The sequence below is a fragment of the Amycolatopsis tucumanensis genome (assembly GCF_021654135.1).
GTDB lineage: Bacteria > Actinomycetota > Actinomycetes > Mycobacteriales > Pseudonocardiaceae > Amycolatopsis_E > Amycolatopsis_E tucumanensis.
The window spans coordinates 341087-366589 of the sequence record NZ_JAKGSD010000001.1 but is presented as its reverse complement, the minus strand read 5'-3'; the positions used below and the strand labels follow the sequence as shown (position 1 = coordinate 366589).

Genomic DNA, 25503 nt, shown 5'->3' with positions numbered 1-25503 from the left:
CTAGTGCCCAGCGAAGTTGTTGAGGCGGGTGATGGGTGGTTGGCCGTTGAGGGCGCTGTGGGCTCGGTGGTGGTTGTAGTTGTGGAGGAAGCCGGGTAGGGCGGCGGTGCGCTCGTGTGAGTTGGTGAAGGGTTGGGCGTAGGCCCATTCTTCGGCGAGGGTGCGGTTGAAGCGTTCGGCTTTGCCGTTGGTTTGGGGGCGGTAGGCGCGGGTGAAGCGCTGGTGGCCGCCGATGTCGGTGACCGCGGTGCGGAAGGCGTGCGAGCGGCGGTAGGCCAGAGCGTTGTCGGTCATGACTCGTTCGATGGCGGGGATGCCGTGGGCGGCGAACGCGGCGGAGGAAGTCGGCGCAGGTGGTGGCGGTTTCGCCGGGGTGGATCTCGGCGTAGGCCAGCCGGGAGTGATCGTCGACGGCGCAGTGCACAAACTCAACCCCCACTCGGGGCGCGCGACGGGCGGCCTTGTGCTGATCACTGCCGCGACCGTGCGCCCACCATCCGCCGCCCTCACGCAGCCGTCCGAGTTTTTTCACATCGACATGGACCAGCTCGCCCGGCCGGTCCCGCTCGTAACGGCGAATCGGCTCGGCGATCCTGGCGGGGCCGAGCCGGCGGTCCTGCCGCACCTGCAGGACCTCGCGCTCCACCTCCGCAGACGTTCAGGTCGGTGAGGTGTGCGGGCGACCTTGGCCGGTCGGCCAGCCCGGCCTGGCCTTCCTCCCGGAACCGGCGGATCCACTTGTGCCCGTTTGTGCGGGAAGGCGTCAAGCACCTTCACGCCACACGGAGGTCTTCGCCTTGATCAACCCGACGCGTCGACCACACCGTCAACAACGTCCATGACCCCAACAGCTAGTCCTTCGCGACGAAGTCCGGCACCTCGGGCTGGCGCCGCCACGCGCCGACCAGGCCGAGGGGGTCCGGGCGCAGCAGCGAAGCCGCCGCGTAGACCGACAGCGCCAGGACCACCACGACGAACCACCAGTCGTAGAGGGCCTGCTCGCCCGTCGGGTAGTAGGCGAGCACCAGGAACGACGCCACGGCGACCACGATGGCCAGGTGCCTGCGCCGCCACGGGAACGCCGACGCGATCACGAAGCCCCAGGTCAGGTACCACGGCAGGGTCGGCGGGGCGAGGATCGCGGTGGCCAGCAGCGTCATGGCCATCCGGAAGATCGCCTCGTTGCCGCCGTTGCGCGCCTTCCACCACTGCCGCACGCCGAACGCGGCCAGCGTCAGCATCGCCAGTGCGCGGGCCACCGTCACGAACGGCGACTCCGGCACGGTGATCACCAGGTTCACCAGCGTGTGCGCCAGCTGCCCGAGCCCGGTCGGGAAGTTCAGCCAGTTCGTCACCAGCGTCGGCGCCTGCAGGCCGGTCACCCAGCCCAGGTTGAACGAGCCGAGCGACACCCAGGTGCCGACCACGAACACGACCCCGAACAAGCCGACCGAGATCGCGCCCGCCTGGAAGAAGTTGCGGACCCGGCTCGGGTGGGGCAGGTGGTTGGCCCACACCCACACCAGGAACGGCAGCGCGACCGCCGCGGTCGGCTTGATCAGCATGCCAATCGTGACCAGCACGATCGCGACCGCGTGCTTGCGTTCCAGCGCGGCGAGCACGCCAATGGTCAGGAAGCCCAGCATCAGCAGGTCGTTGTGCGGGCCGCCGACGAGGTGGATGACGGTCATCGGGCTGGCGACCGCGAGCCACACGGTGATCGGCAGCTTGCCGCCGAGGTGGCGCACCAGCCGCGGCAGCGCCCACAGCATCATCGCCAGGCCGATCAGCAGCACCAGGCGCGTCACGATGACGCCGGCGATCACGTTGTCGCCGGTCAGGGCGACGACACCCTTGGCGATCAGCAGGAACAGCGGGCCGTAGGGCGCCGGGGTGGTCTGCCAGACCGGGTGCACGTTCTGCACCACGTCGCGCAGCACCTCGAGCTCGGCCGGGCCGTGCGCGTACGGGTCGAGCCCGTGCAGCAGCTGGGCGCCCTGGCCGAGGTAGGAGAACACGTCGCGGGTGAACAGCGGCGGCGAGACGAGCAGCGGCGCCATCCAGCAGGCCGCGGCGACGAGGATCGGCCTGCTGCCGATGCGCCCGGCGAGCATGTAGCGGCCCAGCCGGACCCACGCCCACACCACGAGCGCGAACCCGCCGTAGAGCACCGCGTTGGCGAGCATCTGCCCGTGCCCGTAGCGGACCCAGGACAGTGGGCCGTGCCCGAGGACCGGGTCGCGGATCAGGATGCCACCGGCCCCGAGCGCGCCGATGAGGAGCAGGAGACTGCCGAGGGTACCCATCGCGATCGTGCGGTACGGGAACCGCGAGGGCACGCGCACGCGCGCGGCCGGGTGCGCCTGCGCGGGCGCCCCGGGAGCGGGGTCAGTGGTGGTCGCCATTTCGTCCACGGAGATTACACACCGTTCCCGTGCCGGTTCGCGCCGGGAACGTCATTTCCTTGACTTGCGGGCATTCAGGACGGTAGTGAAGCTCGCGTCGTTCCTCCCGGAAGCGCCGCGAGCAGGGAGCGCGTGTACTCGTGCTCCGGGTCGAGCAGGACTTCCTCGACGGTGCCGACCTCGACGAGTTCGCCGCGGTACATCACGGCGACGCGGTCGGCGATGTTCCACGCCAGGCCGAGGTCGTGTGTGATGACCAGGCCGGCCAGCCCGAGTTCGCGGCGCAGCCGCAGTAGCAGCCCGAGGATCTCGCCGCGCACCGAGGCGTCCAGCGACGCGACGGGCTCGTCGGCGACGAGCACGCCCGGCTGCAGGGCGAGGGCGCCGGCGATGACCACGCGCTGCCGTTGCCCGCCGGAGAGCTCGTGCGGCAGCCGGTGCAGGAAGTGCTCGGCCGGGCGCAGTTCCGCGGCCTCCAGCGCTTCGGTGACGATCTGCCGCTCGTCGCCGGGCAGCCGGTGGATGCGGGGCCCCTCGGCGACGGCCTCGTAGACGGTGTGCCGCGGGTTGAGCGCGCTGGCCGGGTCCTGCAGCACGAGCTGGACGTGCCGCCGGTAGGCCTTGAGCGCCGCGCCCGACGAGGGCACCGGCTGCCCGTCGTAGCGGACCACGCCGGAGGTCGGTTTCTGCAGGCCGAGCAGTGTGCGGGCGAGGGTGGTCTTGCCGGAGCCGGACTGGCCGACGAGCGCGACGATCTCGTTGCGCCGCACCTGCAGGTCCACGCCGGCGACGGCGTCGATGCGGGCGCCACGCCGGTCGCGGAAGCTGACCCGCAGGTTCTCCGCGGCCAGCAGCACGTCCGGCGCGGGCGGGGTGTCCGGTTCCGGCGGCAGCGGCGCGGTGGTGGCGGGCGCGAAGCGGGCGGCCGGGTCGCCGACCGTGGGGAACGCGGCGGCCAGCGCGCGGGTGTGCTCGTGCCGCGGCGAGCGCATCACCTCGGCGGACGGGCCTTCTTCGACGATCTCCCCGCGGTACATCACGGCGATGCGCGCGCAGGTGGCGGCGAGCACGGACAGGTCGTGGCTGATCATGATCAGGCCGAGGCCGTGCTCGGCGACCAGGCGGGTCAGCAGGTCGAGCACCTGGGCCTGCACGATGACGTCGAGCGCGGTGGTCGGCTCGTCGGCGATGATCAGCCGGGGGCGGCAGGCCAGCGCCATCGCGATCATCACGCGCTGCTTCTGCCCGCCGGACAGCTCGTGCGGGTAGGCCCCGGCGCGGGACGGCGGCAGGTCCACCGACTCCAGCAGCTCGGCGACCCGGCCGTCGACGTCGGTGGCCGACGGGTCGTGCAGCCGGATCGGTTCGGCGATCTGGTCGCCGATGGTGCGGACCGGGTTGAGCGCGTGCATGGCGCCCTGGAACACCACCGACGCCTTCGCCCACCGCACCGCGCGCAGGTGTCCCCAGCGCATGGTGGTGACGTCCTCGCCGTCGAGCCGGATCTCCCCGGTGACCTTCGCGGACTTGGGCAGCAGCCGCAGCACGCTCATCGCGACCGTGGACTTGCCCGAGCCGGACTCCCCGGCGACGCCGAGGGTCTCCCCCGGCGCCAGCGTCAGGTCCACGCCGCGCACCGCCTCCACGTCCCGGTAGGCGACGCGCAGATCCTTGATCTCCAGCAGGCTCACGCGTGCTCCCCCTTCAGCCGCGGGTTGAGCACCGTCTCCAGCGCGCGGCCGGCGAGGGTGAACGACAGCACGATCACCACGATCGCCAGGCCGGGCGGGATCAGGTACCACCACGCTCCGCCGGTGACCGCGCCGGAGGACAGGGCGCGCTGCAGCATCTGGCCCCAGGACGGCGCGGTCGGGTCGCCAAGGCCCAGGAAGGACAGCGTGGACTCGGCGATGATCGAGTTGCCCACCACGAGGGTGGTGTTGGCCAGCACCAGCGGCAGCACGCCGGGCAGCACGTGCTTGCCGATGACGTGCAGGTGCCCGCCGCCCAGGGCGCGGGCCCGTTCGATGTAGGGCCGCGACTCGATGGTCAGGGTCTGCGCACGCACCAGCCGGGCCGTGGTGGGCCACGAGGTGACCCCGACCGCGACGATGATCGTCGGCACGCCGTGCGGCAGCACGGTGGACAGCGCGATCGCCAGCACCAGCGAGGGCAGCACCAGGAAGAAGTCGGTGAACCGCATCAGCAGGCCGGAGATCCAGCCGCCGAAGTGCGCGGCGGCGATGCCGACCAGCGTGCCGATCAGCACGGACAGGATGGTCGCGGCGAACCCGACCAGCAGCGACACCCGCGCGCCCCACAGCGTGAGCAGCAGGACCGAGCGGCCGTCGATGTCGGTGCCGAGCGGGAACTCGCCGCTGGGCGGCTGCAAGGGCTTTCCGGGAGCGTTGACCACGTCCAGCCCGGCCGGGTCGGTGATCACCGGCGCGAGCACCGCGAGCAGCACCACCAGCACGAGGACGCCCAGCCCGGCCAGGCCGCCGCGGTCGGCGGCGAACTCGCGCCACACCGAAGCGGCCGCGGCGCGGCGGCGCTGCCAGGCGATCGCGGCGGGGGCGGTCACTGCGCACGCACCCGGGGGTCGAGCACGCGGTAGAGCACCTCGGCGATCAGGTTCATCACGATGACCGAGCCGGCCATGACCACGAAGACTCCTTGCAGCAGCGGCAGGTCCGGCACCCGCAGCGCTTCGTAGGTGAGCAGTCCCAGCCCGGGCCAGGAGAACACGGTCTCGACCGTGACGGTGCCGGACACCACCAGGCCGAACTGGAGGAACACCAGCGTCACGGTGGGCAGCAGCGCGTTGGGCACCGCGTGGCGGCGGCGCACCAGGTCTTCGCGCAGGCCCTTGGCGCGGGCGGTGGTGAGGTACTCGGCGTTCATCTCGCCGAGCAGCGACGACCGCATGACCAGCATGTACTGGGCGTAGATCACCGCGAGCAGCGTGACGCACGGCAGCACCAGGTGGTGGGCGACGTCGAGCAGCTGCGGGAAGAACTCCGGCGGGGTGTCCGGGGAGCGCATGCCGCCGCTGGGGAACACCCCCTGCGTGGCGATGAGCAGCAGCAGGCCCAGCCAGAACTGGGGCATCGACCACAGCGTCAGCGCGATCCCGGTGTGGGTGCGGTCGAACAGGCTGCCCCGCCGCCACGCCGCGCGCACGCCGAGCCACAGCCCGAGCGCCACGGCCAGCACGGTGGCGGTGCCGACGAGCAGCAGCGTGGGGCCGAGCCGCTCGCCGATGAGCGCGCTCACCGGCCGGTTGTAGCCGTAGGAGGTGCCCAGGTCGCCGTGCAGCAGCCCGCCGAGGTAGTCCAGGAACTGCCGGTACAGCGGCTGGTCCACGCCGAGCCGGGCCCGCAGCTGCGCCAGCTGCTCGGGGCTGGTGGGCCGGTCGCGGGTCAACGTCGTGACCGGGTCGCCGGGGATCATCCGGAACAGCAGGAAGCCCAGCGCGACCACGAGCAGCAGGCTGCCGATCGCGCCGCCGAGCTTGCCGAGCAGGAACCGGGCGGTGCCGGTGCCGCGGCGGGGCTCGTCGAGCTCCGCCGCGGCGGTGGAGAGCGCGTTCGTCACGCCTACTCCTGGTCGTCGGCGGACTTGCGGCGCCGCCCGGCCGCCGTGCCCGCGATGGCCAGGACGACCACGACACCGGCGCCGATCGCGATCCAGGCGCCGCTGGACAGGCCGCCGCTGGAGGACGAGCCGCCCTCGGCCGGGGTCGCGCCGTAGAAGCCCCAGTAGCCGCTCTGCTCCATGATCTGGCCGGTGCCCGCGGGCTGCTTGGTGAAGCTCGCGAAGTTGTCCGAGCGGTAGGCCTCGAGCACGTTGTCGTAGTCCAGCACGATGCTGGGCACCTGGGTGTAGTAGCGGGCCTGGGCCTGCTTCACCAGGTCGGCACGCTTGGCCGGGTCGAACTCGGTGCTCTCGGCGGCGTAGAGGCGGTCGAACTCGGGGTCGCAGAAGAACGAGGTGCTACTGCTGCTGCCCGCCACCGCGGGCAGGGCCGCGCAGGTCTGCTTGGACAGGATGTAGTCCGGGTCCGGGCTGGTGCCCCAGCCGGAGAAGGCGAGGTCGTAGGTGCCGTTGTTGGTGCGCTCGTCGACCTCGTTGTCGGAGACCAGCTGCTTGGTCGCCTTGATGCCGATCGCGCCGAGCCAGCTGACCACGTAGTCGGAGGCGCGCTGGGCGAAGTCCTCGCTGGCGCGGCCGAGCAGGCGCAGCTCGATGGGCTTGCCGTCCGGGCCGATCCGGGTGCCGTCGGCGCCACGCGGGTAGCCGGCCTGGTCGAGCTGGGCGTTGGCGGCCGCCGGGTCGAAGTTGTAGCGCTCGTTCGCCGCGGGCTCCCAGTGGTAGGCCGGAAAGGAGGCGGGCACGATGCCGCCGCCGGTCTGGCCGTAGCCGCCGAGCACCTTGTCCACCAGGGTCTGCGGGTCCAGTGCGCGGGCGATGGCCTGCCGCACGCGGACGTCCTTGAGCACCGGGTTGCCGTCGCCGATCGGCTGGCGGGACTGGGTCTGGGCGCCGTGGTTGACGATGATCTCGCGGTAGCGGCGGCCGATCGCCTGGTTCGTGGTGATGCCCTCGGCGTTCTTCAGCGTGTCGAACTGGGTCGAGGTGAGCCGGTTGACGAAGTCCACCTCGTCGTTCTTCAGCGCGTTGACCGCGGCCTCGGAGTTCTTGTAGCTGATGAACTGCAGCTCGTCGATCTTGGCGCGGCCGCGCCAGTAGTCCGGGTTGGCCTTGAGCCGGACCAGCTCGTTGGGCCGGTACTCGGTGATCAGGAACGGGCCGTCGCCGACGCCGACGACGGGCACCGAGTCGGTGGCCGGGTCGGTCATGTTCGGCTGGTTAGCCCAGATGTGCTCGGGCACGATCGGCACGTCCAGCGCGGTCATGCTGGCCTGCGGGGTCTTCGTCTTGATGACCAGGGTGCGGTCGTCGGTGGCGGTGACCGACTCGAAGTTCTCGACGTAGGTGCCGTTGGCTTCCTGGGCGTTCTCGTCGGTCATGATCCGTGTGAACGTGTAGGCGGCGTCCTTCGCGGTGACCGGCTGCCCGTCGGACCACTTCACGCCGTCGCGGATCTTGTAGGTCCAGGTGAGCTTGTCCGGCGAGGTGGACCAGGACTCGGCCAGGCCCGGCGCGGGGGTGTTGTCCTCGGCCGAGGGCAGGGTGAGGAACTCCCAGGTCATGCGCCCGACCATGGTGCTGGAGGCGAACGAGGCGAGGAACGGGTTCAGGTGGTCGATCTCCTGCACCAGCGCCACGCGCAGCACCGTGCCGCCCTGCTGCTGCGCCTGGGCCGCGGGCACGAACGGGCCCGCCACCAGCGCCGCGGCGGCCACCGCCGCGCCCACCCGCGTTCGTCTCGGGAAACGCATCCCCACAGGTCCCACCTCTCTGGCTGATTCCGAAACCGGAAAGTAACCACTTCCAAGCACGTGGAGTCAACGACTCACGAGTGGTGTTGCCGAGCCGTGACGTAAGGTCTGGACCATGCGGATCTTGATCTCGGCGGACATGGAGGGCGCCACCGGCGTCACCTGGACCGACGACGTCGTCCCCGGCACCGAGCAGTGGCAGCGCTTCCGCCGTCTGTTCACCGGGGACGTCAACGCCGTGGTCCGCGGCCTGCACGCGGGCGGCGCGAGCGACGTGCTGGTCAACGAGGCGCACTCGTCGCAGCGCAACCTGCTGCTGGAGGACCTGGACGACCGGGCCCGCCTGCTCACCGGGCGGCACAAGCCGCTGTCGATGATGCAGGGCATCGACTCCGGCGTGGACGGGGTGGTGTTCCTGGGCTACCACGCCGGGGCGGGCGCGGACGGGGTGCTGTCGCACACCTACCTGGAGAACCAGATCACCGGGGTGTGGCTGGACGGGGTGCCCGCCAGTGAGGGCCGCCTCAACGCCGCCCTGGCCGCCGAGCACGGGGTGCCGGTGCTGCTGGTGTCCGGCGACGACCGGACGTGCGAGGACGCCGCCGACTACGCGCCGGGCGCGCGCCTGGTCGCCGTCAAGGAGTGCGTGAGCCGCTACGCCGCGATCTGCCTTCCCCCGTCGAGGACCGCCGAGATGCTGAGCGCGGCCGCACGGGCGAGCATGGACCGTGCGGTGCGGGCGCCGGGTGCGGCCGCCGCGCACCGCATCGAGGTCGAGTTCGACGCGAGCCACCTGGCGCAGGCCGCCGCGGTGGTGCCGACCGTCGAGCAGACCGGTGTGCGCCGGGTCGGGTTCGACGCGGCAACGATGACCGAAGCGATGAAGGCGTTCAAGGTGGTCACGGCGATCGCCGCGGGCGCGGTGCAGGGGAAGTATGGCTAACGTCGAGAGTCTGTGCGCGCAGCTGCTGCGGTTCGACACCACCAACCGCGGCCACGGCGACGCCGAGGGTGAGCGGGACGCGGCGGAGTTCGTCGCGGGCGTGCTCGCCGGCGCTGGTCTCGAACCGGTGGTGCTGGAGTCCGCGCCGCGGCGCACCAACGTGGTCGCCCGGCTCCCCGGCGCCGACCCCACGCTGCCGGCGCTGCTCGTGCAGGGGCACCTGGACGTGGTGCCCGCCGACGCCGCGGACTGGACGGTGCCGCCGTTCGCCGGCGAGGTCCGGGACGGCTACCTGTGGGGCCGGGGCGCGGTGGACATGAAGGACTTCATCGCGATGGTGCTGACCGCGGTGGCGGACGGGCTGCGGCCGCGGCGCGACCTGGTGCTGGCCTTCGTGGCCGACGAGGAGGACCGCGGCGAGTACGGGGCGCACTGGCTGGCAGACGAGCATCGCGAGCTGTTCGAGGGGTGTGTGGCCGCGATCAGCGAGTCCGGCGGCTACACCTACCACGTGCCCGCGGCCGACGGTTCGGTGAAGCGGCTCTACCCGGTGGGCACGGCCGAGCGGGGCACCGCGCACATGCGGCTGACGGCGCGGGGCCGGGCCGGGCACGCTTCGCGGCCCAACCACGAGAACGCGGTGGTGCGGTTGATCGAGGCGCTGAACCGGATCGCCGCGCACGAGTGGCCGGTCACGCTGACGCCGACGGTGGAGGCGTTCCTGGTCCGCACCGGCGAGGCGCTCGGCGTCGAGGTGGATCTGTCCGATGTGGAGGGCACGATGGCGCGGCTGGGCCCGGCGGCGAAGCTCGTCGAGCCGACCATCCGCAACAGCACCACCCCGACGATGCTGGACGCCGGGTACAAGGTGAACGTGATCCCGAGCCTGGCGCAGGCCCAGATCGACACCCGGACCCTGCCGGGCACCGAGAAGCAGCTGCTGGACCAGCTCGACGAGCTGCTCGGGCCAGACGTCACACGCGAGTTCGTGGCGCGCCAGCCGGCCGTGCAGGCGCCGGTGGACTCCCCGTGGTTCACCGCGATGGCCGAGGCGCTGCGGTCCCAGGACCCGGAGGCGGTCGTGGTGCCGTACTGCATGGGTGGCGGCACGGACGCCAAGGCGTTCAGCCCGCTGGGCATCGCCTGCTACGGCTTCGCGCCACTGTGGCTGCCCGAGGGCTTCGAGTACCGGGCGATGGCGCACGGCGTGGACGAACGGGTGCCGTTGGAGGGGCTGCACTTCGGGAAGCGCGTGCTGGAGCACTTCCTCACCCACTGCTGAGTGGGCAGTGAGCGTCCCTCGTGGGTGGCTCGCGTAGCGGTGCGGGTGGCGGAACCTGAGGCGGTGCGAGCTGCTCAGGTGGTGAGGCGGCTCCGCCGCTCAGAGCCGCAGCCTCACTCCCCCAGCAGGGCCGTGGCGAGGAGGGCGACCGTGCGGTCCTCGTCGTGCACCAGTTGCCGCAGCGCGGGGTGTGCGAGGGGTGGTGGTATCTCGGCGAGTGCCTGGGTCAGGCGGAGCCGCACCGCGGAGTCCGCGGCGGCGAGTTCGCCGGTGAGCGCGGTCATCACCTGCTCGGCGTGCCCGGGGTCCAGTGCCAGCGCGCCCAGCGCCTCGGCCGCCTCGACGTCGCCGTCACCGTCCACCACCATGCCCACGAGCGTCGGCACCGCTGCCGCGACGCCGCAGCGCCCCAGTGCCAGCGCCGCGTGCCTGCGCACCGTCGGGTCCGGGTCCGCGAGCGCCCCGGTCAGCGCCTCGGTCGCCTCGTCCCCCGGCATCTCCGCGATCGCCAGCACCGCGCGCCGCCGGACTTCGACGTCGTCGCAGCGCAGGCCGGGCACCAGGCTGGCCACTCCGTCGCCGCCGGCGCGCGCGAGTGCCCACCGCAGCGCCCCGGCCACGTTCGCGTCGGGTTCGGCCAGCACCGCCTCGGCCAGCAGTTCCGCGGGCACCGGCACGGCCTCGGTCAGCGCGGCCTGCTGCCGTCGCGCCGCGTAGGGCGAGTTGAGCCCGTGCAGCAGCTCCACGATGCGCAGGACGTCCGGCCAGCCCGCAGGCGCGGACGCGCCGACCGCCCGGAGCCGCTCCAGCAGCTCCTGCTCCCGCCGGATCCGGTCCTCGGTCCGCCGGATGAGATCGGCGACCAGTGTGGACGGTGTGAAACCGGGGTCCGCCAGCGCACGCCCGATCTGCCGCAGCGAAAGCCCCAGGGACCGCAGGCTTTCCACGTGGAAGATCCGGCGGATGTCCTCGTCCGAGTACTCCCGGTAGCCCCCGACCGTGCGGCCGGTCGGGCGCACCAGCCCGAGGGTGTCGTAGTGCCGCAGCATCCGGGTGCTCACCCCCGAGCGGCGCGCCACCTCGCCGATCAGCACGACGTGCCCGCCGCGCGTTCCGGGCCGAGCGCGGCCACCCGCTTCGCCTCCTCGACGTCCAGGGCGAACCCCGCGTCCGGGTCACGCAGGAGCCGCTGCGTGGCGCGGGCGTGCGCGCGCACCACCGGGTCCGGGTTCGCCAGCCCGGTCCGCAGGGCCGGCTCGGCCACGTCGCCGAGCGCGACGAGCGCCCGGCTGAGGCTCAGCTGCACCGCCCGGTCGCCCCGGCCCAGCTGTGCGGCCAGGTCCTCGGCCAGCGCGGCGCGCTCCTCGTCGGGCACCAGGACGACCGCGGCCCGCCACGCGCTGCGCGCGACCTCGTCGTCGGCGTCGTGCAGCAACGCGCGCGTGATCGCGGGCCAGACGCTCCGGTCCCCGATCTTGGACAGGGTGTGCAGCGCCTGGCTGCGCGCTTGAGCCCGCGCGGACGTGAGCTCGGCGAGGAGCCGGGGCACCGTGATCTCCGCGGGCAGCCGGGTCAGCGCCCAGGTGAGCATGTCGCGGACGAAGAAGTCCGGCTCGACCGCGCTGCGGGCCACCAGCTCGCCGAGGAGACCGGGGTCGGGATGCGTGCCTGCCGCCAGCGCGGCCTGGAGCCGCGTCGACGGGTTCCCGGCGCTCAGGGCGCCGAGCAGGTCGCGGTGTGTCGGGTTGATCGGAACCACCTCCGCGTCCCAGTGAAGACCTTGTCACAGTGTCAACGTCAAGCGCGCCGGGCGCTGACACCGGTCAGGACCGAATCCACCAGCCGCGCCAGGTAGCGCCGGTCCGCGCTGCCGCCGCACAGCAGCAGGTGGAACCACAGCGCGCCGGCGAGCAGGTCCACGACCAGGTCCGCGTCGCCGTCCGCCGCCAGCTCGCCCCGTTCCACGGCCCTGGTGAAGACCGGGTGGTCGCGGGTGAGCCGTCCGGTGAAGAACGCGCTGGTCGCTTCGGCGAGGAGCGGGCGACCCGGCACGGCGGCCAGCACCGCCGCGGTCGCCGGGCGGGTCAGCAGCCGGGACAGGCGGGTGGCCACGGCGAGCAGGTCGCCGCGCAGGCTGCCGGTGTCGGCGACGGGGAAGTCCAGCAGCGCCGAGCCGGTCACGGCCGCGGCGAGCAGTTCGTCCTTCGACGACCACCAGCGGTAGAGGGTCGTCTTGTGCACGCCCGCGCGCTGGGCGATCGCCTCGATGGTGAGCCCGTCGTAGCCGTGCTCGGTGAGCAGGCCGAGGGTCGCGGCGAAGATCTCCTGGACCCGGCGGGGCCCGGCACCGGTCGGCATTGCCTCACCCTAACCGCAACGCGACGGTGCGTTGCATTGCAACGGCCCGTTGCGTTCCGCGGCGGTGCTGATCAGGCTAAACCCCGGGCGGCCGATCGCGGTGCGGGATTCACCCGTCCCTGTCCGGTTTGGGCCAGCTTTGGCGTGGCCGCTTGACGGTGCCCCGGCCCGCGCGTTTCGCTGCCTGCCATGGTCCGAACCATTCGCGCGCTGGCCGTCGCCCTGCTGATGACGGGTCTGGTCGCCGCGCCGCCCGCGGGAGCGGAGGCACCGGTGCGGTTCGCGTCGTCGTTCGAAGCCGGCCAGCCCGAGCCGGACTGGGTGGACACCGTGGAGACCGGGCCGGGCGGGCGGCCGCTCACCTCGGGCGTGAACGGCGCGAACGGCTCGGCCATCCCGGGCGACGTGCGCGGCCGCGCCACCGGCGCGACCGCGAGCGCGGAGAACACCGGCGCCGGTGAGGTCGCGCTGAACGTGCTCGACGGCAGGCCGGAGTCCAAGTGGCTGGCCTTCACCCGTACCGGCTGGGTGCAGATCGAGTTCGCCGAGCCGGTCGCCATCACCCGCTACGGCCTGACCTCGGCCAACGACGCCCCGGAGCGCGACCCCCGGGACTGGACCCTGCAGGGCTCCGACGACGGCACCACCTGGACCACAGTGGACAGCCAGAGCGGCCAGACGTTCGGCGACCGGCTCGAAGCCAGGGAGTTCCGCCTCGCCGCCACCGCCACGCACCGCTTCTACCGGCTGGACATCACCGCCAACGGCGGCGCGGACATCGTCCAGCTCGCCGAACTGCTGCTCGCCGACGACCAGCCGGCCCCGCCGCCGCTGCCCGCCATGCGGTCCTACCCGGACAGCGGCCCGCCCGGCGGCTACACCAGCAAACCGCGCGCCGGGTTCACCGGGCTGCGTGCCTTCCACTACGTCGGCACCCAGACCGCGCCGCACGGCTACTCCTACAACAAGGTGTTCGACGTGCGGATCCCGGTGCGCGCCGACACCGAGCTGTCCTACACCGTGTTCCCCGAGCTGACCGGCAACGACCTGAAGTACCCGAGCACGAACGTCTCGGTCGACCTGGCCTTCACCGACGGCACGTACCTGTCCACCCTGGGCGCGGTGGACCAGTACGGGTTCCCGCTCAGCCCCCGCGGGCAGGGCGCGGCCAAGTCGCTCTACGCCAACCAGTGGAACCTGGTGCGCTCGGCGATCGGCACGGTCGCCCGCGGCAAGACCGTCGCGCGGATCCTGGTCGCCTACGACAACCCGAACGGCGCCGGCTCGTTCAACGGCTGGTTCGACGACATCACGCTCGGGCCCGCCGCGCCGCAGGCCCGCGTGACCCGCCTGTCCGACCACGTGCTCACCACCCGCGGCACGAACGCCAACGGCACGTTCTCCCGCGGCAACAACTTCCCCGCCACCGCGGTCCCGCACGGCTTCAACTTCTGGACCCCGGTCACCGACGCCGGTTCGCTGAACTGGCTCTACCGCTACCAGGAGGGCAACAACGCGCAGAACCGGCCCGCGCTGCAAGCGCTGTCGCTGTCCCACGAGCCGAGCCCGTGGATGGGCGACCGGCAGACCTTCCAGGTGATGCCCTCGGCCGCCGCCGGCGTGCCGGACGCGAACCGAGCCGCACGGGCACTGTCGTTCGACCACGCCAACGAGACCGCCAAACCGCACTACTACGGCGTGACGTTCGACAACGGCGTCAAGGCCGAGATCGCGCCCGCCGACCACGCGGCGGCGTTCCGGTTCACCTTCCCCGGCGGCGACGCGAACCTGATCTTCGACAACTTCGACGACGCCGGCGGCCTCACCCTCGACCCCGCCACGGGCACGCTGTCCGGGTTCACCGACGTGCGCAGCGGCAACTCCGCGGGCGCGGGCCGCATGTTCGTCTACGCGGCCTTCGACCGGCCGGTCACCGGCGGGGACATGCTGCCCGGCGAGGGACGGGACCACGTGCGCGGCTACCTGAAGTTCGACCCGGGCCGCGGCGGCGTCGTGGGCATGCGGATCGCGACCTCGCTGATCAGCGTCGACCAGGCGAAGCGCAACCTGGAGCAGGAGATCCCGGCGGGCACGGCGTTCGAGACGGTCCGCTCGGCCGCGCAGGCCGCGTGGGACCGCAAGCTCGGCGTGATCGAGGTCGAAGGCGCCAGCCGGGACCAGCTGACCACGCTCTACTCGAACCTGTACCGGCTGTTCCTCTACCCCAACTCCGGGTTCGAGAACGTCGGCACCACGCGCAGCCCGCGGCCCGCCTACGCGAGCCCGGTCTCGCCCAAGGCCGGGCCGGACACGCCGACGAACACCGGGTCGAAGGTCGTCGACGGCGAGATCTACGTCAACAACGGGTTCTGGGACACCTACCGCACCACCTGGCCCGCCTACGCGCTGCTCACGCCGGACGTGGCGGGCCGGATGATCGACGGGTTCCTCCAGCAGTACCGCGACGGCGGCTGGGTCGCCCGCTGGTCCTCCCCCGGCTACGCGAACCTGATGACCGGCACCAGCTCCGACGTGGCCTTCGCCGACGCCTACCTCAAGGGCGTGCGGGGCTTCGACGTCCAGGCGGCCTACGACGCGGCGATCCGCAACGCCACGGTCGCCCCGCCCAACGAGAACGTCGGCCGCAAGGGCCTGGAGCAGTCGATCTTCCTCGGCTACACGCCGACCTCGACCGGCGAGGGCATGTCATGGGCGATCGAGGGCTACCTCAACGACTTCGGCATCGCGATGATGGCGCAGAAGCTGGCCGACGAGGCCGCGCCGGACGATCCGCGCCGCCGCGAGTACGCCGAGAACGCCGAGTACTTCCGCGGCCGCGCGCAGAACTACGTGCACATGTTCGACCCGGCGGTCGGGTTCTTCCAGGGCCGCTCCGCCGACGGCGCGTTCCGCGTCCCGCCCGGCCAGTACGACCCGCGCGAGTGGGGCCACGACTACACCGAGACCAACGGCTGGAACATGGCCTTCACCGTGCCGCAGGACGGGCAGGGGCTGGCGAACCTCTACGGCGGCCGCGACGGGCTCGCGCGGAAGCTGGACCAGTTCTTCGCCACGCCGGAGACCGCCGGGTTCCCCGGGGCGTACAACGGCCTGATCCACGAGATGCGGGAGGCCAGGGACGTGCGGATGGGCCAGTACGGCCACTCCAACCAGCCCTCCCACCACATCGCCTACATGTACGACTTCGCCGGGCAGCCGTGGCAGACGCAGGCCAGGGTGCGGGAAGCGCTGTCCCGGCTGTACCTGGGCAGCGAGATCGGGCAGGGCTACCCCGGCGACGAGGACAACGGCGAGATGTCGGCGTGGTACGTGTTCAGCGCGCTCGGGTTCTACCCGCTGCGGATGGGCAGCCCGGAGTACGCGGTCGGGTCGCCGCTGTTCACCAAGGCGACGGTGCACCTCGCGGGCGGCCGGGACCTGGTGATCAACGCGCCGAAGAACAACGCCCGCAACGTCTACGTGCAGGGGCTGCGGGTCAACGGCCGGACGTGGAACTCGACGTCGCTGCCGCACGACGTGATCGCGGGCGGCGGCACGCTGGACTTCGCGATGGGCCCGAGCCCGTCGCGCTGGGGGGCGACGGAGGTCCCGCCCTCGCTCACGACGGGCGACTCGCCGCCCCAGCCGCCCGCGGACCTGACGACGCCCGGCGGGCCGCTGTTCGACAACACCTCGGCCACTCAGGCGCGCCCGCTGGAGACGGTCGACTGTCCGGTCCCGGGCCCGGTGACCGCGACGTTCTACACGCTCACCTCGGCCAAGGAGGCGGGGGACCCGAGCGCGTGGGTGCTGGAGGGCTCGGCCGACGGGCAGACCTGGACACCGCTGGACAGCCGCTCCGGGGAGACGTTCACGTGGCGGCAGCAGACGCGGGCGTTCAAGATCGCCGAGCCGGGCGCGTACGCCCACTACCGGCTGCGGATCACGAGCAGCACAGGCGGCGCCGCGGGATTGGCGGAGGTGGAACTGCTCGGCACGAAGTGAGAGCGGGGTGGGCGGTGATTGCCGCGCCCGGTCCGCGCCGGCGGTGCTCGGCAGAAGATGCTGGGGCGGGTGGTGCCAAGTGATTGTCGCGCCGGCGAGGCGCCGCCACTGGTGGATCCGCGCCACCGCGGACGCCCGCCCGGCTGGCCCCGCTCGGCGGCACGTGACTGCCGCGCCTGCCCCACCGACGTGCCCCGGATTGTCCAGCTTGGAACTGCTCGGCGGGAAGGGAGCGGGGCGGCCGGTTACGGTAGGCGACGTGACCCGGACCCACTTCTTCTCCTCGTTCGAGGACGGTGATCCGCGGCCCATCTCCGGCGCGGTCGTGACCGTCGGCTCCGGGCCGGGGCGGGCGCCCGCGGCCAAACCCGGCGTGGGGTTCACGGGGGTGCGCGCCGCCCGCTACACGGCGGACCAACCCGCCCGTCAGGTGCTGTTCGAAGTGGACTTCGAGATCGGCGCCGACACCCGACTGTCCTATGTGGTGTTCCCGGAGTCCGATGCCGGGCCGAGCTGGCGCAGCACCTTCGTCGCACTGGCCGTCGAGCTGGACGACGGCACCCTGATCGGGGGGTCGGCGCTCGACGCGGGCGAGTCCAAGACCCTCTACCTCGACCAGTGGAACCTCGTGCGCCACCCGCTCGGCGAGGCCGCGGGCCGCCGGGCTCGGGCCGTCGTGTTGCTCGCCGAGCCGTCGCCGGGTGAGCCGGTGTCGGGCTGGGTCGACGACGTCGCGATCGCCGGCGCGCCACCCGAAGGCCCGCGGGACCCGGTCGACTGGGTGCGCACCACGCGCGGCACCCACTCCAGCAACGAGTTCTCCCGCGGCAACACCTTCCCGGCCACCGCGATGCCGCACGGCTTCAACTTCTGGACCCCGGTGACCGACGCCGGGTCACTCGACTGGCTGTACGAGTACCACCGGCGCAACAACGCACAGAACCGCCCCGAGCTGCAGGCCTTCGCGGTCAGCCACCAGCCGAGCCCGTGGATGGGCGACCGGCACCCCTTCCAATTCCTGCCGGGAATCGGTCCGGTCACCGCGGACCGGAAGGCGCGGGCGCTGGCGTTCTCCCACGACAACGAGACCGACCGGCCGCACCACTACGGGGTGCGCTTCGACAACGGCATCACCGTCGACCTCGCACCCACCGACCACGCCGCGCTCGTCCACTTCAGCTTCCCCGGCGAGGGCGGGTGGGTGCTGTTCGACAACGTCAACCGGCGCGGTGGCCTGCGCGTCGACCCGGCGCGCGGGGTGGTCACCGGGCACACGTGGGCACGCAGTCGCCTGTCCGTCGGCGCGCGCCGGATGTTCGTGTACGGCACCTTCGACCGGGTAGCCACAGGCGGCCGCCGCCTGCGCTGGCCCAACACCGGCTACCTGTCCTTCGACACACCGAAGGTCGAGCTGCGGATCGCGACCTCCCTGATCAGCCTGGAGCAGGCGCGCCGCAACCTCGAGCAGGAGATCCCGGCAGGCACCACGTTCGAGCAGGTCCGCGAGCGGGCGCGGGCGGCGTGGCAGGAGGTGCTGGGCCGGGTCGAGATCGACGGCGCCACCCCGGACGAGCTGACCACCTTCTACTCCGGCCTGTACCGGCTGTTCCTGTACCCGAACTCGTCCCACGAACAGACCCCGCGCGGAGTCCGTCACGCCAGCCCGGTGCGGCGCCGCTGGTGGCCGAGCACCCGCACCCGGACCGGGGCGAAGGTCGTGGACGGCCCGATGTCGGTCAACCACGGCTTCTGGGACACCTACCGCACGGTGTGGCCCGCGCTCGCGTTGCTGGCGCCGCGACGCTGCGGGGAGCTGATCGAGGGGTTCGTGCAGCAGTTCCGCGAGGGCGGCTGGATCGCGCGCTGGTCCTCCCCCGGCTACGCGAACCTGATGACCGGCACCAGCTCCGACGTCGCCTTCGCCGACGCCTACCGCAGAGGCGTGCGGAACTTCGACGTGCACGCCGCCTACGACGCCGCGCTGCGCAACGCGACCGTCACCCCGCCCGGCCGCAGCGTCGGGCGGCAAGGCCTGCGAGAGTCGATCTTCCTCGGCTTCACGCCGCTGACCACGCACGAGGGCCTGTCCTGGGCGCTGGAGGGCTGCCTCAACGACTTCGGCCTCGCCGCGCTCGCCGAGGAGCTGGGGCACACCGACGACGCCCGCTACTTCCGGCAGCGCGCCGCGCAGTACGTCAACCACTTCGACCCGGCCACCGGGTTCTTCCAGGGCCGTCACCGCGACGGCCGGTGGCGCTTGGCGCCGGAACACCACGACCCGGCCCGGTGGGGCTTCGACCAGCCGGAGACCAACGCCTGGAACACCGCGTTCTCCGTGCCGCACGACGGCGCAGGCCTGGCCGCGCTGCTCGGCGGCCGCGCGGCGCTGGAGTCCAAACTGGACATGTTCTTCGCCACCCCGGAGACGGGCCGCGTCCCGGGGTCCTACGGCGGGATCATCCACGAGATGACCGAGGCGCGGGACGTCCGGCTCGGCCAGTACGGGCACTCGAACCAGCCCAGCCACCACATCCCGTGGATGTACTGCCACGCCGGCGCCGCGGCCAAGACGCAGGCGATCGTCCGGGAGGTGCTGACCCGCTGCTACCTGGGCAGCGAGATCGGGCAGGGCTACCCGGGCGACGAGGACAACGGCGAGATGTCCGCCTGGTACGTGCTCGCCGCGCTGGGCCTGTACCCGCTGGCGCCGGGCAACCCGGGTTACGTGCTGACCGCGCCGCTGTTCGAGCGGGCCCGGCTGCGCCAGGAGAACGGGCGGACGGTGACGATCAGCGCCCCCGGCCGCGGGCCCTACGTGCGGGGCGTGACGATCGACGGCAAGCCGCACCACTCGACCTGGCTGCCGCACGCCGACCTGATCACCGCCGGCCACCTGGAGTTCGACGTCACGGAAACCCCCACCGGCTGGGGTGATCCACCGCCGTCACTGGGCGCGCACCCGCTGGCCGACGTCACCGGCGCCGGCAGCTGCGACGACGGCACCGACGTGACCCCGCTGTTCGCCGACACCACCGCCACCCAAGTCACGTTCCGCTCGCGCACCCCGGTGATCGAGTGCACCGTCGGCGAACCGGCGCGGGTCGAGCTCTACACCCTGACCTCCGCCGCCCGCGGCGGCGACCCACGCGACTGGGTACTGGAAGGCACCACCGACGGGGAGTCGTGGGTGCGGCTGGACGAGCGTCGCGGCGAGCGGTTCCGGTGGCGGCGGCAGACCCGCCCGTTCTCCATCGCCGAGCCCGGCACGTACCGTGCCTACCGGCTGCGGATCACCGCGGCGACCGGGCGGCGGACCGCGCTGACCGAATGGGAACTGCTCGGGGGCCGTGCATGAGGGTGTGGAAGGTGGCCCAGGACCGGCTGGTCGCCGCCGATCCGGGGCTGGTGCGGTTGCGGCTGGCCGGGATCGCGGTGGGCGGGATCGTGTTGTCGATCCTGGTGCTGCTCCTGCTCGGCCGCCCGATCCCGACGATCATGGTGGCCAGCATCGCGGCGATGAACTCGGCGTTCAGCATCAACGACAAGACGCCGAAGGACCAGGCGATCACGCTCGTGCTGGTCATGCTGTGCGGGTCGGCCTCGCTCACCGTCGCCGCGTTCGGCGCCACCGCTCCCCCGCTGGACAGCGTGCTGTTCGTGCTGCTGATCTTCCTCGCGGTCTACGCGCAGCGGTTCGCGCCGCGCGGCACCGCGATGGGCGCGCTGTCGTTCTTCATGTTCTTCTTCGCGATGTTCCTCGCGATCCACCCGCGCCAGCTGCCCGAATACATCCTCGCCCTGGCGATCGGGCTCGCCGCGAACGCCGTGATGCGGTTCGCGGTGCTGCGGCGGCGCCCGGAGGGCGAGCTGCTGCGGGCCCGCCGCGCGTTCCGCGCCCGGATCAGCGCCGTGGTGCGGGCCGCGGCCGCGTGCCTGGCCAGCGGCGGCAGCGAGTGGCGGATCAACCAGCTGCGCAAGGCCGACACCCGCCTGCACGAGGCCGTCCTGATGATCGAGGACACCATCGGCGACCTGTTCGACGAGACCGGCACGCAGCTGCTGCGCCGCCGCCTGCTCGCCGTGGAGCTGGCCTGCCAGTGGCTCGCGATCACCGTGCGCCGCGCCGCCGAGGAGGGCGCGCTGCCGGAGGCGGTCCGCGACGACCTGATCGCGAGCCTGCTGCGGCTGGACTCTCTGATCGAGCGCGATCCCCGCGACCTGCCGGTGATCAGCGACACCGAGGAGTTCAGCAAGATGCTGGTCGCCGGCAGCCGGCTCGCCGAGCGCACCGAACCCGGCGACGAGGTGCGCCGCGCGATCGCCGAGCTGGCGCTGGCCGACGTCAACGCGCAGCGCGTCGCCGAGAAGGACTACTCGGCCGAGACCGAACTGCCCGAGGAGGAGACCGAAGAGGAGCCCAAGAAGGTCCTCGCCTACGACAACCGCACCCGCAGCGCGATCCAGGCGATGGTCGGCGGCGGGCTCGCCGTGCTCGGTGGCGAGTTCATCTCCGACTCCCGCTGGTACTGGGCGGTGCTGACGGTGTTCGTGGTGTTCCTCAACACCAGCACCGCGGGCGCGACGTTCGTGAAGGGGTTCCGCCGCGTCACCGGCACCCTGGGCGGGATCTTCGGCGGGATGCTGCTGGCGCTGCTGGTCACCGGCAACACGGTCGCCACGGTGGTGCTGATCCTGGTGTGCGTGTTCTGCCTGGTCTACGTGGCGCGGGTGTCGCAGCTGCTGATGGCCTTCTTCATCACCTGCATGCTGGGCCTGCTCTACAGCCTGCTCGGCACGTTCAGCGTCGAGGTGCTGTGGGTGCGGGTGGCCGAGACCGCGATCGGCGCGGCCGCGGGCCTGATCGCGGCGGTCCTGGTGGTGCCGGTGCGCACCCGCACCGTGATGGTGTCCGACATCGACGACGCCCTGACGGACCTGTGCGAGTTCCTGGCCGGCGCGGAGGCGCTGCTGTCCGGGCGGGAGAACGTGAACGTGATCGAACTCTCCCGCGAGCTGGACCGCTCGGTGGAGAAGGTGCGCACCACGATCGAGCCGCTGACCCACCCGATCAGCCTCGCCAGCCGCCGCGACTACGGCTGGTACGTGATGAGCACGCTGGAACGGCTGGCGTTCCGGGCGCGGCAGATCGCGGCCCGCTCCGAACCGGGCCTGCTGCCCGCCGACGACCGGCTGACCGCGGTGATCGAGCGGATCAGCCGCAACGTCGACGTGCTGCGCGACGCCCTCGACGGCGACGAGCGCGGGAAGCTGGTGCGCAACACCGCCGCGCCGGAGACCCGTGAGACGGACAACGCCCAGGCACGCTCCGTGCTCACCAGCCTGGGCCGCCTGGAGGCCGGGATCGTCGCGCTGGGCAGGGCGTTCGAGGTGCCGGTGGCCGATTCGACTCGATCGGTTCAGCAGAACGTGAGGCGACGCACCACGTCAGCGCAGGCAGAGGGCGATAGGGTCACCAGCACAAGCCAAGATTCCGTCCGCAGGAGTACGCAATGACCCAAGCCCCCGTCAACGTCACCGTAACCGGCGCCGCCGGCCAGATCGGCTACGCGCTGCTGTTCCGCATCGCGTCCGGTCAGCTGCTCGGCCCGGACACGCCGGTGAAGCTGCGGCTGCTGGAGATCCCGCAGGCGGTCAAGGCGGCCGAGGGCACGGCGCTCGAGCTGGAGGACGGCGCGTTCCCGCTGCTCGCGGGCATCGACATCTTCGACGACGCGAAGCAGGCTTTCGCCGGCGCCAACGTGGCGCTGCTGGTGGGCGCGCGCCCGCGCACCAAGGGCATGGAGCGGGCCGACCTGCTGGAGGCCAACGGCGGCATCTTCAAGCCGCAGGGTGAGGCGATCAACGCCGGCGCCGCCGACGACATCCGCGTCCTGGTGGTCGGCAACCCCGCCAACACCAACGCCCTCATCGCGCAGTCGCACGCGCCCGACGTCCCGGCCGAGCGGTTCACCGCCATGACCCGCCTGGACCACAACCGCGCCGTCGCCCAGCTGGCGAAGAAGCTGAACGCGCCGGTCAGCGAGATCAAGAAGCTGACGATCTGGGGCAACCACTCCGCCAGCCAGTACCCGGACATCTTCCACGCCGAGGTCGCCGGCAAGAACGCCGCCGAGGCCGTCAACGACGAGAAGTGGCTGGCCGAGGAGTTCATCCCGCGCGTGGCCAAGCGCGGCGCGGAGATCATCGAGGCCCGTGGCGCGTCGTCGGCCGCGTCGGCCGCCAACGCCGCCATCGACCACATCTACAACTGGGTCAACGGCACCCCCGAGGGTGACTGGACCTCGATGGCCGTGCCGTCCGACGGTTCCTACGGTGTGCCGGAGGGCCTGATCTCCTCGTTCCCGGTCGTCTGCAAGGACGGCAAGTACGAGATCGTCCAGGGCCTGGAGATCAACGAGTTCTCCCGCGGTCGCATCGACGCGTCGGTCAACGAGCTGGCCGAGGAGCGCGAGGCCGTGAAGAAGCTCGGTCTCATCTGATTTTTCCTGGTGGTGCGCGGAGGGCCGGTTCCCTGACGGGGGCCGGCCCTCCGGCGTCAGCGTGGTGATCATGACTGCGATCGATCCGCCCCGCGCGCTCGCCGAGCGGCTGCGCGACACCCGCGCCCGGCTGGAGGCCGACGTCGACCTGTGGGTGGCGACTTCCGGTGAGGCCGGCGTGCACCTGATCCCGCTGTCCTACCTGTGGGACGGCGCCGCGTTGCTCGTCGCCACCCCGCGTGACTCGCTCACCAGCCGGAACCTGCTGGCCGACGGCCGGGTGCGCCTGGGCCTCGGCCCGACGCGGGACGTCGTCCTCGTCGACGGCGTCGCCGAGCCGGTCGAGCCGGACGCGGCGGCGTGCGAGGCGTTCGCCGCGCGGACCGGGTTCGACCCGCGTGCGGAGACCCAGCCGTACCAGTACTTCCGGATCCGGCCGACGCGGGTGCAGGCCTGGCGGGAGGCCAACGAGCTGCCGGGACGCACCCTCATGCGCGACGGGCACTGGCTCGGCTGACCGGGCGGCGCTACCTTGCCCCGATGGGGAAGTTCATCACCATCGGCTACGGGGACAGCGCGGGCTACGAGCGGACCGCCGAGGAGGTGCGGACGGCCGCCCACGAGCACGACTCCCGGTTGCGCGCCGCCGGGGTCGAGATGGGGATCGCGGGCGAGCCGGTGCAGGTGCGCAACCACGACGCGGCCGGCACCCAGGTGACGCCGGGCCCGTTCCTGCGGTCGGACCTGCCGGTCGCCGGGTTCGCGATCATCGAGGCCGACACGCTGGAGGAGGCCACGCGGATGGTGGCCGGGACCCCGTGCGCGGTGGCCCACGGGGTGGTCGAGGTGTGGCCGCTGCAAAGCTGACCTCCGGCTAGTCGATGCCCTCGACGATGCGGAAGTCGCGCTCGACGCCGTCGGCGAGGACGGCCAGCGCCTCCTGGTAGGCCGCGCTCTCGCGCGCCGCGACGGCCTGCTCGAAGCTGTCGAACTCGACCAGGACGGTGCGCTCGGCGATCCCGGCGTCGTGCGCGACGACCCGGCCGCCGAGGATGAGGGGCCGCCCGCCCGCGGCCCGGACGGCCGGACTGGCCAGTTTGTTGTAAGCAGCCAGCTTTTCGGGGTCGGAGATGGTGCGGTAGACGCTGACCCAGTAGCCCTTGGGCATGGAACCTCCAGTGTTGTGATGGGTGCTCTGACTTATGAGCGTCGGCGGGCGAGCGCGAGGCTGGTCAGCGTCGTGATCGCCATGGCGCCGATGCCGATCAGCGCCGCGGTGGTGTAAGCGCTGTCGTCGGGGAAGAGGAGGCCGGGGCCGGTGCCCGCGGCGAGGACGAGGCCGCCGAGGGCGCTGCCCAGGGAGTAGCCGACGCTGCGGACGACGTAGTTGAAGCTCATGGCGCTCGACGTCTCGCTCTTGGGGGTGACGGCCAGGATGACGCCCGGCATCGCGGCCGAGAAGCCGCCGACGCCGAAACCGAGCACACCCATCGCCGCGAACAGTTCGGCCAGGTCCGACCGGGCCGCCGCGAACAGGGCGAACCCGCCGCCGATCACGACGGCGCTGCCGGCCAGGAGCAGGGGGTCGGCGATCCGCGTCCGCAGCCGCGGCGTGAGCTTGCCTGCGACGAACCCCAGCACCGAGAACGGGATGAGGACCAGCCCGGCGACGAACGTCGTCAGCCCGAAGCCGTAGCCTGCGCCGGGCGGCGTCTGCGCGTACCGCGTGATGAGGGTGAGCAGGAGGTACATGCCGATCCCGCCGACGAACATGGCGAGGTTCGCCCCGGCGACCGCCGAGTGCCGCACCGCCCGCACATCCACCAGGGGCGTCCTGCTGCGCAGCTCGACGACGGCCCAGACGCAGAGCAGCACCACCGCGACGACGGCGAGTCCTGCCGCCACGGCGAGGTGGCGGCTCCACAGGGTCCGTTCGCCGGCCAGGAACAGCACCAGGAGCAGCGCGGCGGCCAGGACGATCGTGCCCGCCACGTCCAGGCGGGCGGAGCGGCCCGCGGGGGCTTCGGGCATGGAGCGCCACGCGGTCAGGAGTGCGGCGGCGGTGACGATCAGGCCGAGGCCGTAGGCGGCCCGCACCCCGCCGAGTTCGGCGAGCAGTGCGGTCAGCGGGTAGCCGACGCCGGCCCCGATGATCGAGACCACCGAGATCAGGGCGATCACGGCCGCGCCGCGCTCCTCGGGGAGGTGGTCCCGGGCCACGCCCATCATCAGCGCCGTGAGCCCGAGGCCGACGCCCTGGGCCGCCCTCCCGGCCAGCAGGCACGCGAACGGCAGGGGCAGCACGGTGAGCGCGCTGCCGGCGACGACGATCGCCAGCGTGGCGAGGATCGTGGCGCGCCGGTGCGGGCCGGCTCCGAGCCGGCCCAGGACGGGCGTGGCGACGGCGCCGCTGAGCAGCGCGACGGTCAGCGTCCACTGCGCGCTGTCGAGCGAGACGTGGAACGAGGTCGCAACGCTGGTGATGAGCGGTGTCCCGAGGCTGCCGACCGCCGCCACGACCAGAGCGATGAACATCAGGGCGGGGACCAGCAGCCGCGGCTCGGAACGCGCCGCCGGGAACGCCTTCACCGCGACCTCGCCCGGC

At 72.3% G+C, this 25503-nt stretch carries 18 protein-coding genes and 1 pseudogene; 8 read left to right on the top strand and 11 right to left on the bottom strand.

The window, feature by feature from the left end; genetic code table 11:
* From L2C96_RS01850 to L2C96_RS01825, 6 genes and pseudogenes are all read right to left on the bottom strand, one after another.
* Window positions 1–758 (bottom strand): annotated as a pseudogene (locus L2C96_RS01850) (integrase core domain-containing protein); the annotation flags it as partial.
* A gap of 93 nt (window positions 759–851) precedes the next feature.
* Window positions 852–2405, bottom strand: a complete 1554-nt coding sequence (mptB, locus tag L2C96_RS01845; RefSeq protein WP_237334853.1) for a polyprenol phosphomannose-dependent alpha 1,6 mannosyltransferase MptB — start codon at window positions 2403–2405, stop codon at window positions 852–854.
* A gap of 74 nt (window positions 2406–2479) precedes the next feature.
* Window positions 2480–4096: a dipeptide ABC transporter ATP-binding protein gene (locus L2C96_RS01840; RefSeq protein ID WP_237334852.1), complete on the bottom strand. Its 1617-nt coding sequence runs from the start codon at window positions 4094–4096 to the stop codon at window positions 2480–2482.
* Window positions 4093–4989, bottom strand: a complete 897-nt coding sequence (locus L2C96_RS01835; RefSeq protein ID WP_237334851.1) for an ABC transporter permease — start codon at window positions 4987–4989, stop codon at window positions 4093–4095. Before L2C96_RS01835 ends, L2C96_RS01840 begins: the two co-directional genes overlap by 4 nt.
* Window positions 4986–6002 (bottom strand): ABC transporter permease, encoded by a 1017-nt coding sequence (locus L2C96_RS01830; protein ID WP_020417947.1) that lies wholly within the window; start codon window positions 6000–6002, stop codon window positions 4986–4988. The genes L2C96_RS01835 and L2C96_RS01830 overlap by 4 nt, the downstream gene beginning before the upstream one ends.
* Window positions 6003–6004: 2 nt before the next feature.
* Window positions 6005–7810, bottom strand: a complete 1806-nt coding sequence (locus tag L2C96_RS01825) for an ABC transporter substrate-binding protein (RefSeq protein WP_237334850.1) — start codon at window positions 7808–7810, stop codon at window positions 6005–6007.
* A gap of 115 nt (window positions 7811–7925) precedes the next feature.
* On the opposite strand from L2C96_RS01825, the gene L2C96_RS01820 reads away from it, so the two are divergent.
* Window positions 7926–8753, top strand: coding sequence for a M55 family metallopeptidase (locus tag L2C96_RS01820; RefSeq protein WP_237334849.1), 828 nt, complete (start codon window positions 7926–7928; stop codon window positions 8751–8753).
* Entirely contained in the window at window positions 8746–10035 is a 1290-nt protein-coding gene (locus L2C96_RS01815) for a M20/M25/M40 family metallo-hydrolase (protein ID WP_237334848.1), read from the top strand. The genes L2C96_RS01820 and L2C96_RS01815 overlap by 8 nt, the downstream gene beginning before the upstream one ends.
* A gap of 113 nt (window positions 10036–10148) precedes the next feature.
* Here the strand turns inward: L2C96_RS01815 and L2C96_RS01810 are convergent, their stop codons facing one another.
* Genes L2C96_RS01810 through L2C96_RS01800 form a run of 3 tightly spaced genes read right to left on the bottom strand, consistent with a single transcriptional unit; the run spans window position 10149 to window position 12393 of the window.
* Window positions 10149–11129 (bottom strand): HEAT repeat domain-containing protein, encoded by a 981-nt coding sequence (locus L2C96_RS01810; RefSeq protein WP_237334847.1) that lies wholly within the window; start codon window positions 11127–11129, stop codon window positions 10149–10151.
* The gene (locus tag L2C96_RS01805; protein WP_237334846.1) at window positions 11123–11794 is read right to left on the bottom strand and encodes a HEAT repeat domain-containing protein; all 672 of its coding nucleotides are present in this window, start codon (window positions 11792–11794) and stop codon (window positions 11123–11125) included. The genes L2C96_RS01810 and L2C96_RS01805 overlap by 7 nt, the downstream gene beginning before the upstream one ends.
* A 38-nt stretch (window positions 11795–11832) precedes the next feature.
* A complete protein-coding gene (locus L2C96_RS01800; protein WP_237334845.1) occupies window positions 11833–12393 on the bottom strand; it encodes a TetR/AcrR family transcriptional regulator in 561 nt (186 codons plus the stop codon).
* A gap of 189 nt (window positions 12394–12582) precedes the next feature.
* Between L2C96_RS01800 and L2C96_RS01795 the strand changes: the two genes are divergently transcribed.
* The 6 genes from L2C96_RS01795 (at window position 12583) to L2C96_RS01770 (ending at window position 23765) form a co-directional block, all read left to right on the top strand.
* Window positions 12583–16398, top strand: coding sequence for a GH92 family glycosyl hydrolase (locus L2C96_RS01795; RefSeq protein ID WP_237334844.1), 3816 nt, complete (start codon window positions 12583–12585; stop codon window positions 16396–16398).
* A gap of 259 nt (window positions 16399–16657) precedes the next feature.
* Entirely contained in the window at window positions 16658–19753 is a 3096-nt protein-coding gene (locus L2C96_RS01790; protein ID WP_237334843.1) for a GH92 family glycosyl hydrolase, read from the top strand.
* The gene (locus L2C96_RS01785) at window positions 19750–21912 is read left to right on the top strand and encodes an FUSC family protein (protein ID WP_237334842.1); all 2163 of its coding nucleotides are present in this window, start codon (window positions 19750–19752) and stop codon (window positions 21910–21912) included. The genes L2C96_RS01790 and L2C96_RS01785 overlap by 4 nt, the downstream gene beginning before the upstream one ends.
* A complete protein-coding gene (locus L2C96_RS01780; protein ID WP_237334841.1) occupies window positions 21909–22898 on the top strand; it encodes a malate dehydrogenase in 990 nt (329 codons plus the stop codon). Before L2C96_RS01785 ends, L2C96_RS01780 begins: the two co-directional genes overlap by 4 nt.
* Window positions 22899–22968: 70 nt before the next feature.
* Entirely contained in the window at window positions 22969–23415 is a 447-nt protein-coding gene (locus tag L2C96_RS01775) for a pyridoxamine 5'-phosphate oxidase family protein (RefSeq protein ID WP_237334840.1), read from the top strand.
* A 23-nt stretch (window positions 23416–23438) separates the two neighbouring features.
* Complete coding sequence (locus tag L2C96_RS01770) at window positions 23439–23765, top strand: YciI family protein (protein WP_237334839.1); 327 nt, start codon at window positions 23439–23441, stop codon at window positions 23763–23765.
* Window positions 23766–23772: 7 nt separating this feature from the next.
* Here the strand turns inward: L2C96_RS01770 and L2C96_RS01765 are convergent, their stop codons facing one another.
* Together L2C96_RS01765 and L2C96_RS01760 are read right to left on the bottom strand one after the other, a co-directional pair.
* On the bottom strand, window positions 23773–24066 hold the full coding sequence (locus L2C96_RS01765) for a DUF1330 domain-containing protein (RefSeq protein WP_020417960.1): 294 nt from the start codon (window positions 24064–24066) through the stop codon (window positions 23773–23775).
* A 32-nt stretch (window positions 24067–24098) separates the two neighbouring features.
* Complete coding sequence (locus L2C96_RS01760) at window positions 24099–25487, bottom strand: MFS transporter (RefSeq protein ID WP_237334838.1); 1389 nt, start codon at window positions 25485–25487, stop codon at window positions 24099–24101.
* Window positions 25488–25503: the final 16 nt, after the last annotated feature.

What these genes read in the sequence shown, in the direction of transcription:
- mptB (WP_237334853.1), bottom strand. Translation starts at nt 2,405, where the DNA reads ATGGCGACCACCACTGACCCCGCTCCCGGGGCGCCCGCGCAGGCGCAC.
- L2C96_RS01825 (WP_237334850.1), bottom strand. Translation starts at nt 7,810, where the DNA reads ATGCGTTTCCCGAGACGAACGCGGGTGGGCGCGGCGGTGGCCGCCGCG.
- L2C96_RS01820 (WP_237334849.1), top strand. Translation starts at nt 7,926, where the DNA reads ATGCGGATCTTGATCTCGGCGGACATGGAGGGCGCCACCGGCGTCACC.
- L2C96_RS01815 (WP_237334848.1), top strand. Translation starts at nt 8,746, where the DNA reads ATGGCTAACGTCGAGAGTCTGTGCGCGCAGCTGCTGCGGTTCGACACC.
- L2C96_RS01800 (WP_237334845.1), bottom strand. Translation starts at nt 12,393, where the DNA reads ATGCCGACCGGTGCCGGGCCCCGCCGGGTCCAGGAGATCTTCGCCGCG.
- L2C96_RS01795 (WP_237334844.1), top strand. Translation starts at nt 12,583, where the DNA reads ATGGTCCGAACCATTCGCGCGCTGGCCGTCGCCCTGCTGATGACGGGT.
- L2C96_RS01785 (WP_237334842.1), top strand. Translation starts at nt 19,750, where the DNA reads ATGAGGGTGTGGAAGGTGGCCCAGGACCGGCTGGTCGCCGCCGATCCG.
- L2C96_RS01780 (WP_237334841.1), top strand. Translation starts at nt 21,909, where the DNA reads ATGACCCAAGCCCCCGTCAACGTCACCGTAACCGGCGCCGCCGGCCAG.
- L2C96_RS01775 (WP_237334840.1), top strand. Translation starts at nt 22,969, where the DNA reads ATGACTGCGATCGATCCGCCCCGCGCGCTCGCCGAGCGGCTGCGCGAC.
- L2C96_RS01770 (WP_237334839.1), top strand. Translation starts at nt 23,439, where the DNA reads ATGGGGAAGTTCATCACCATCGGCTACGGGGACAGCGCGGGCTACGAG.
- L2C96_RS01765 (WP_020417960.1), bottom strand. Translation starts at nt 24,066, where the DNA reads ATGCCCAAGGGCTACTGGGTCAGCGTCTACCGCACCATCTCCGACCCC.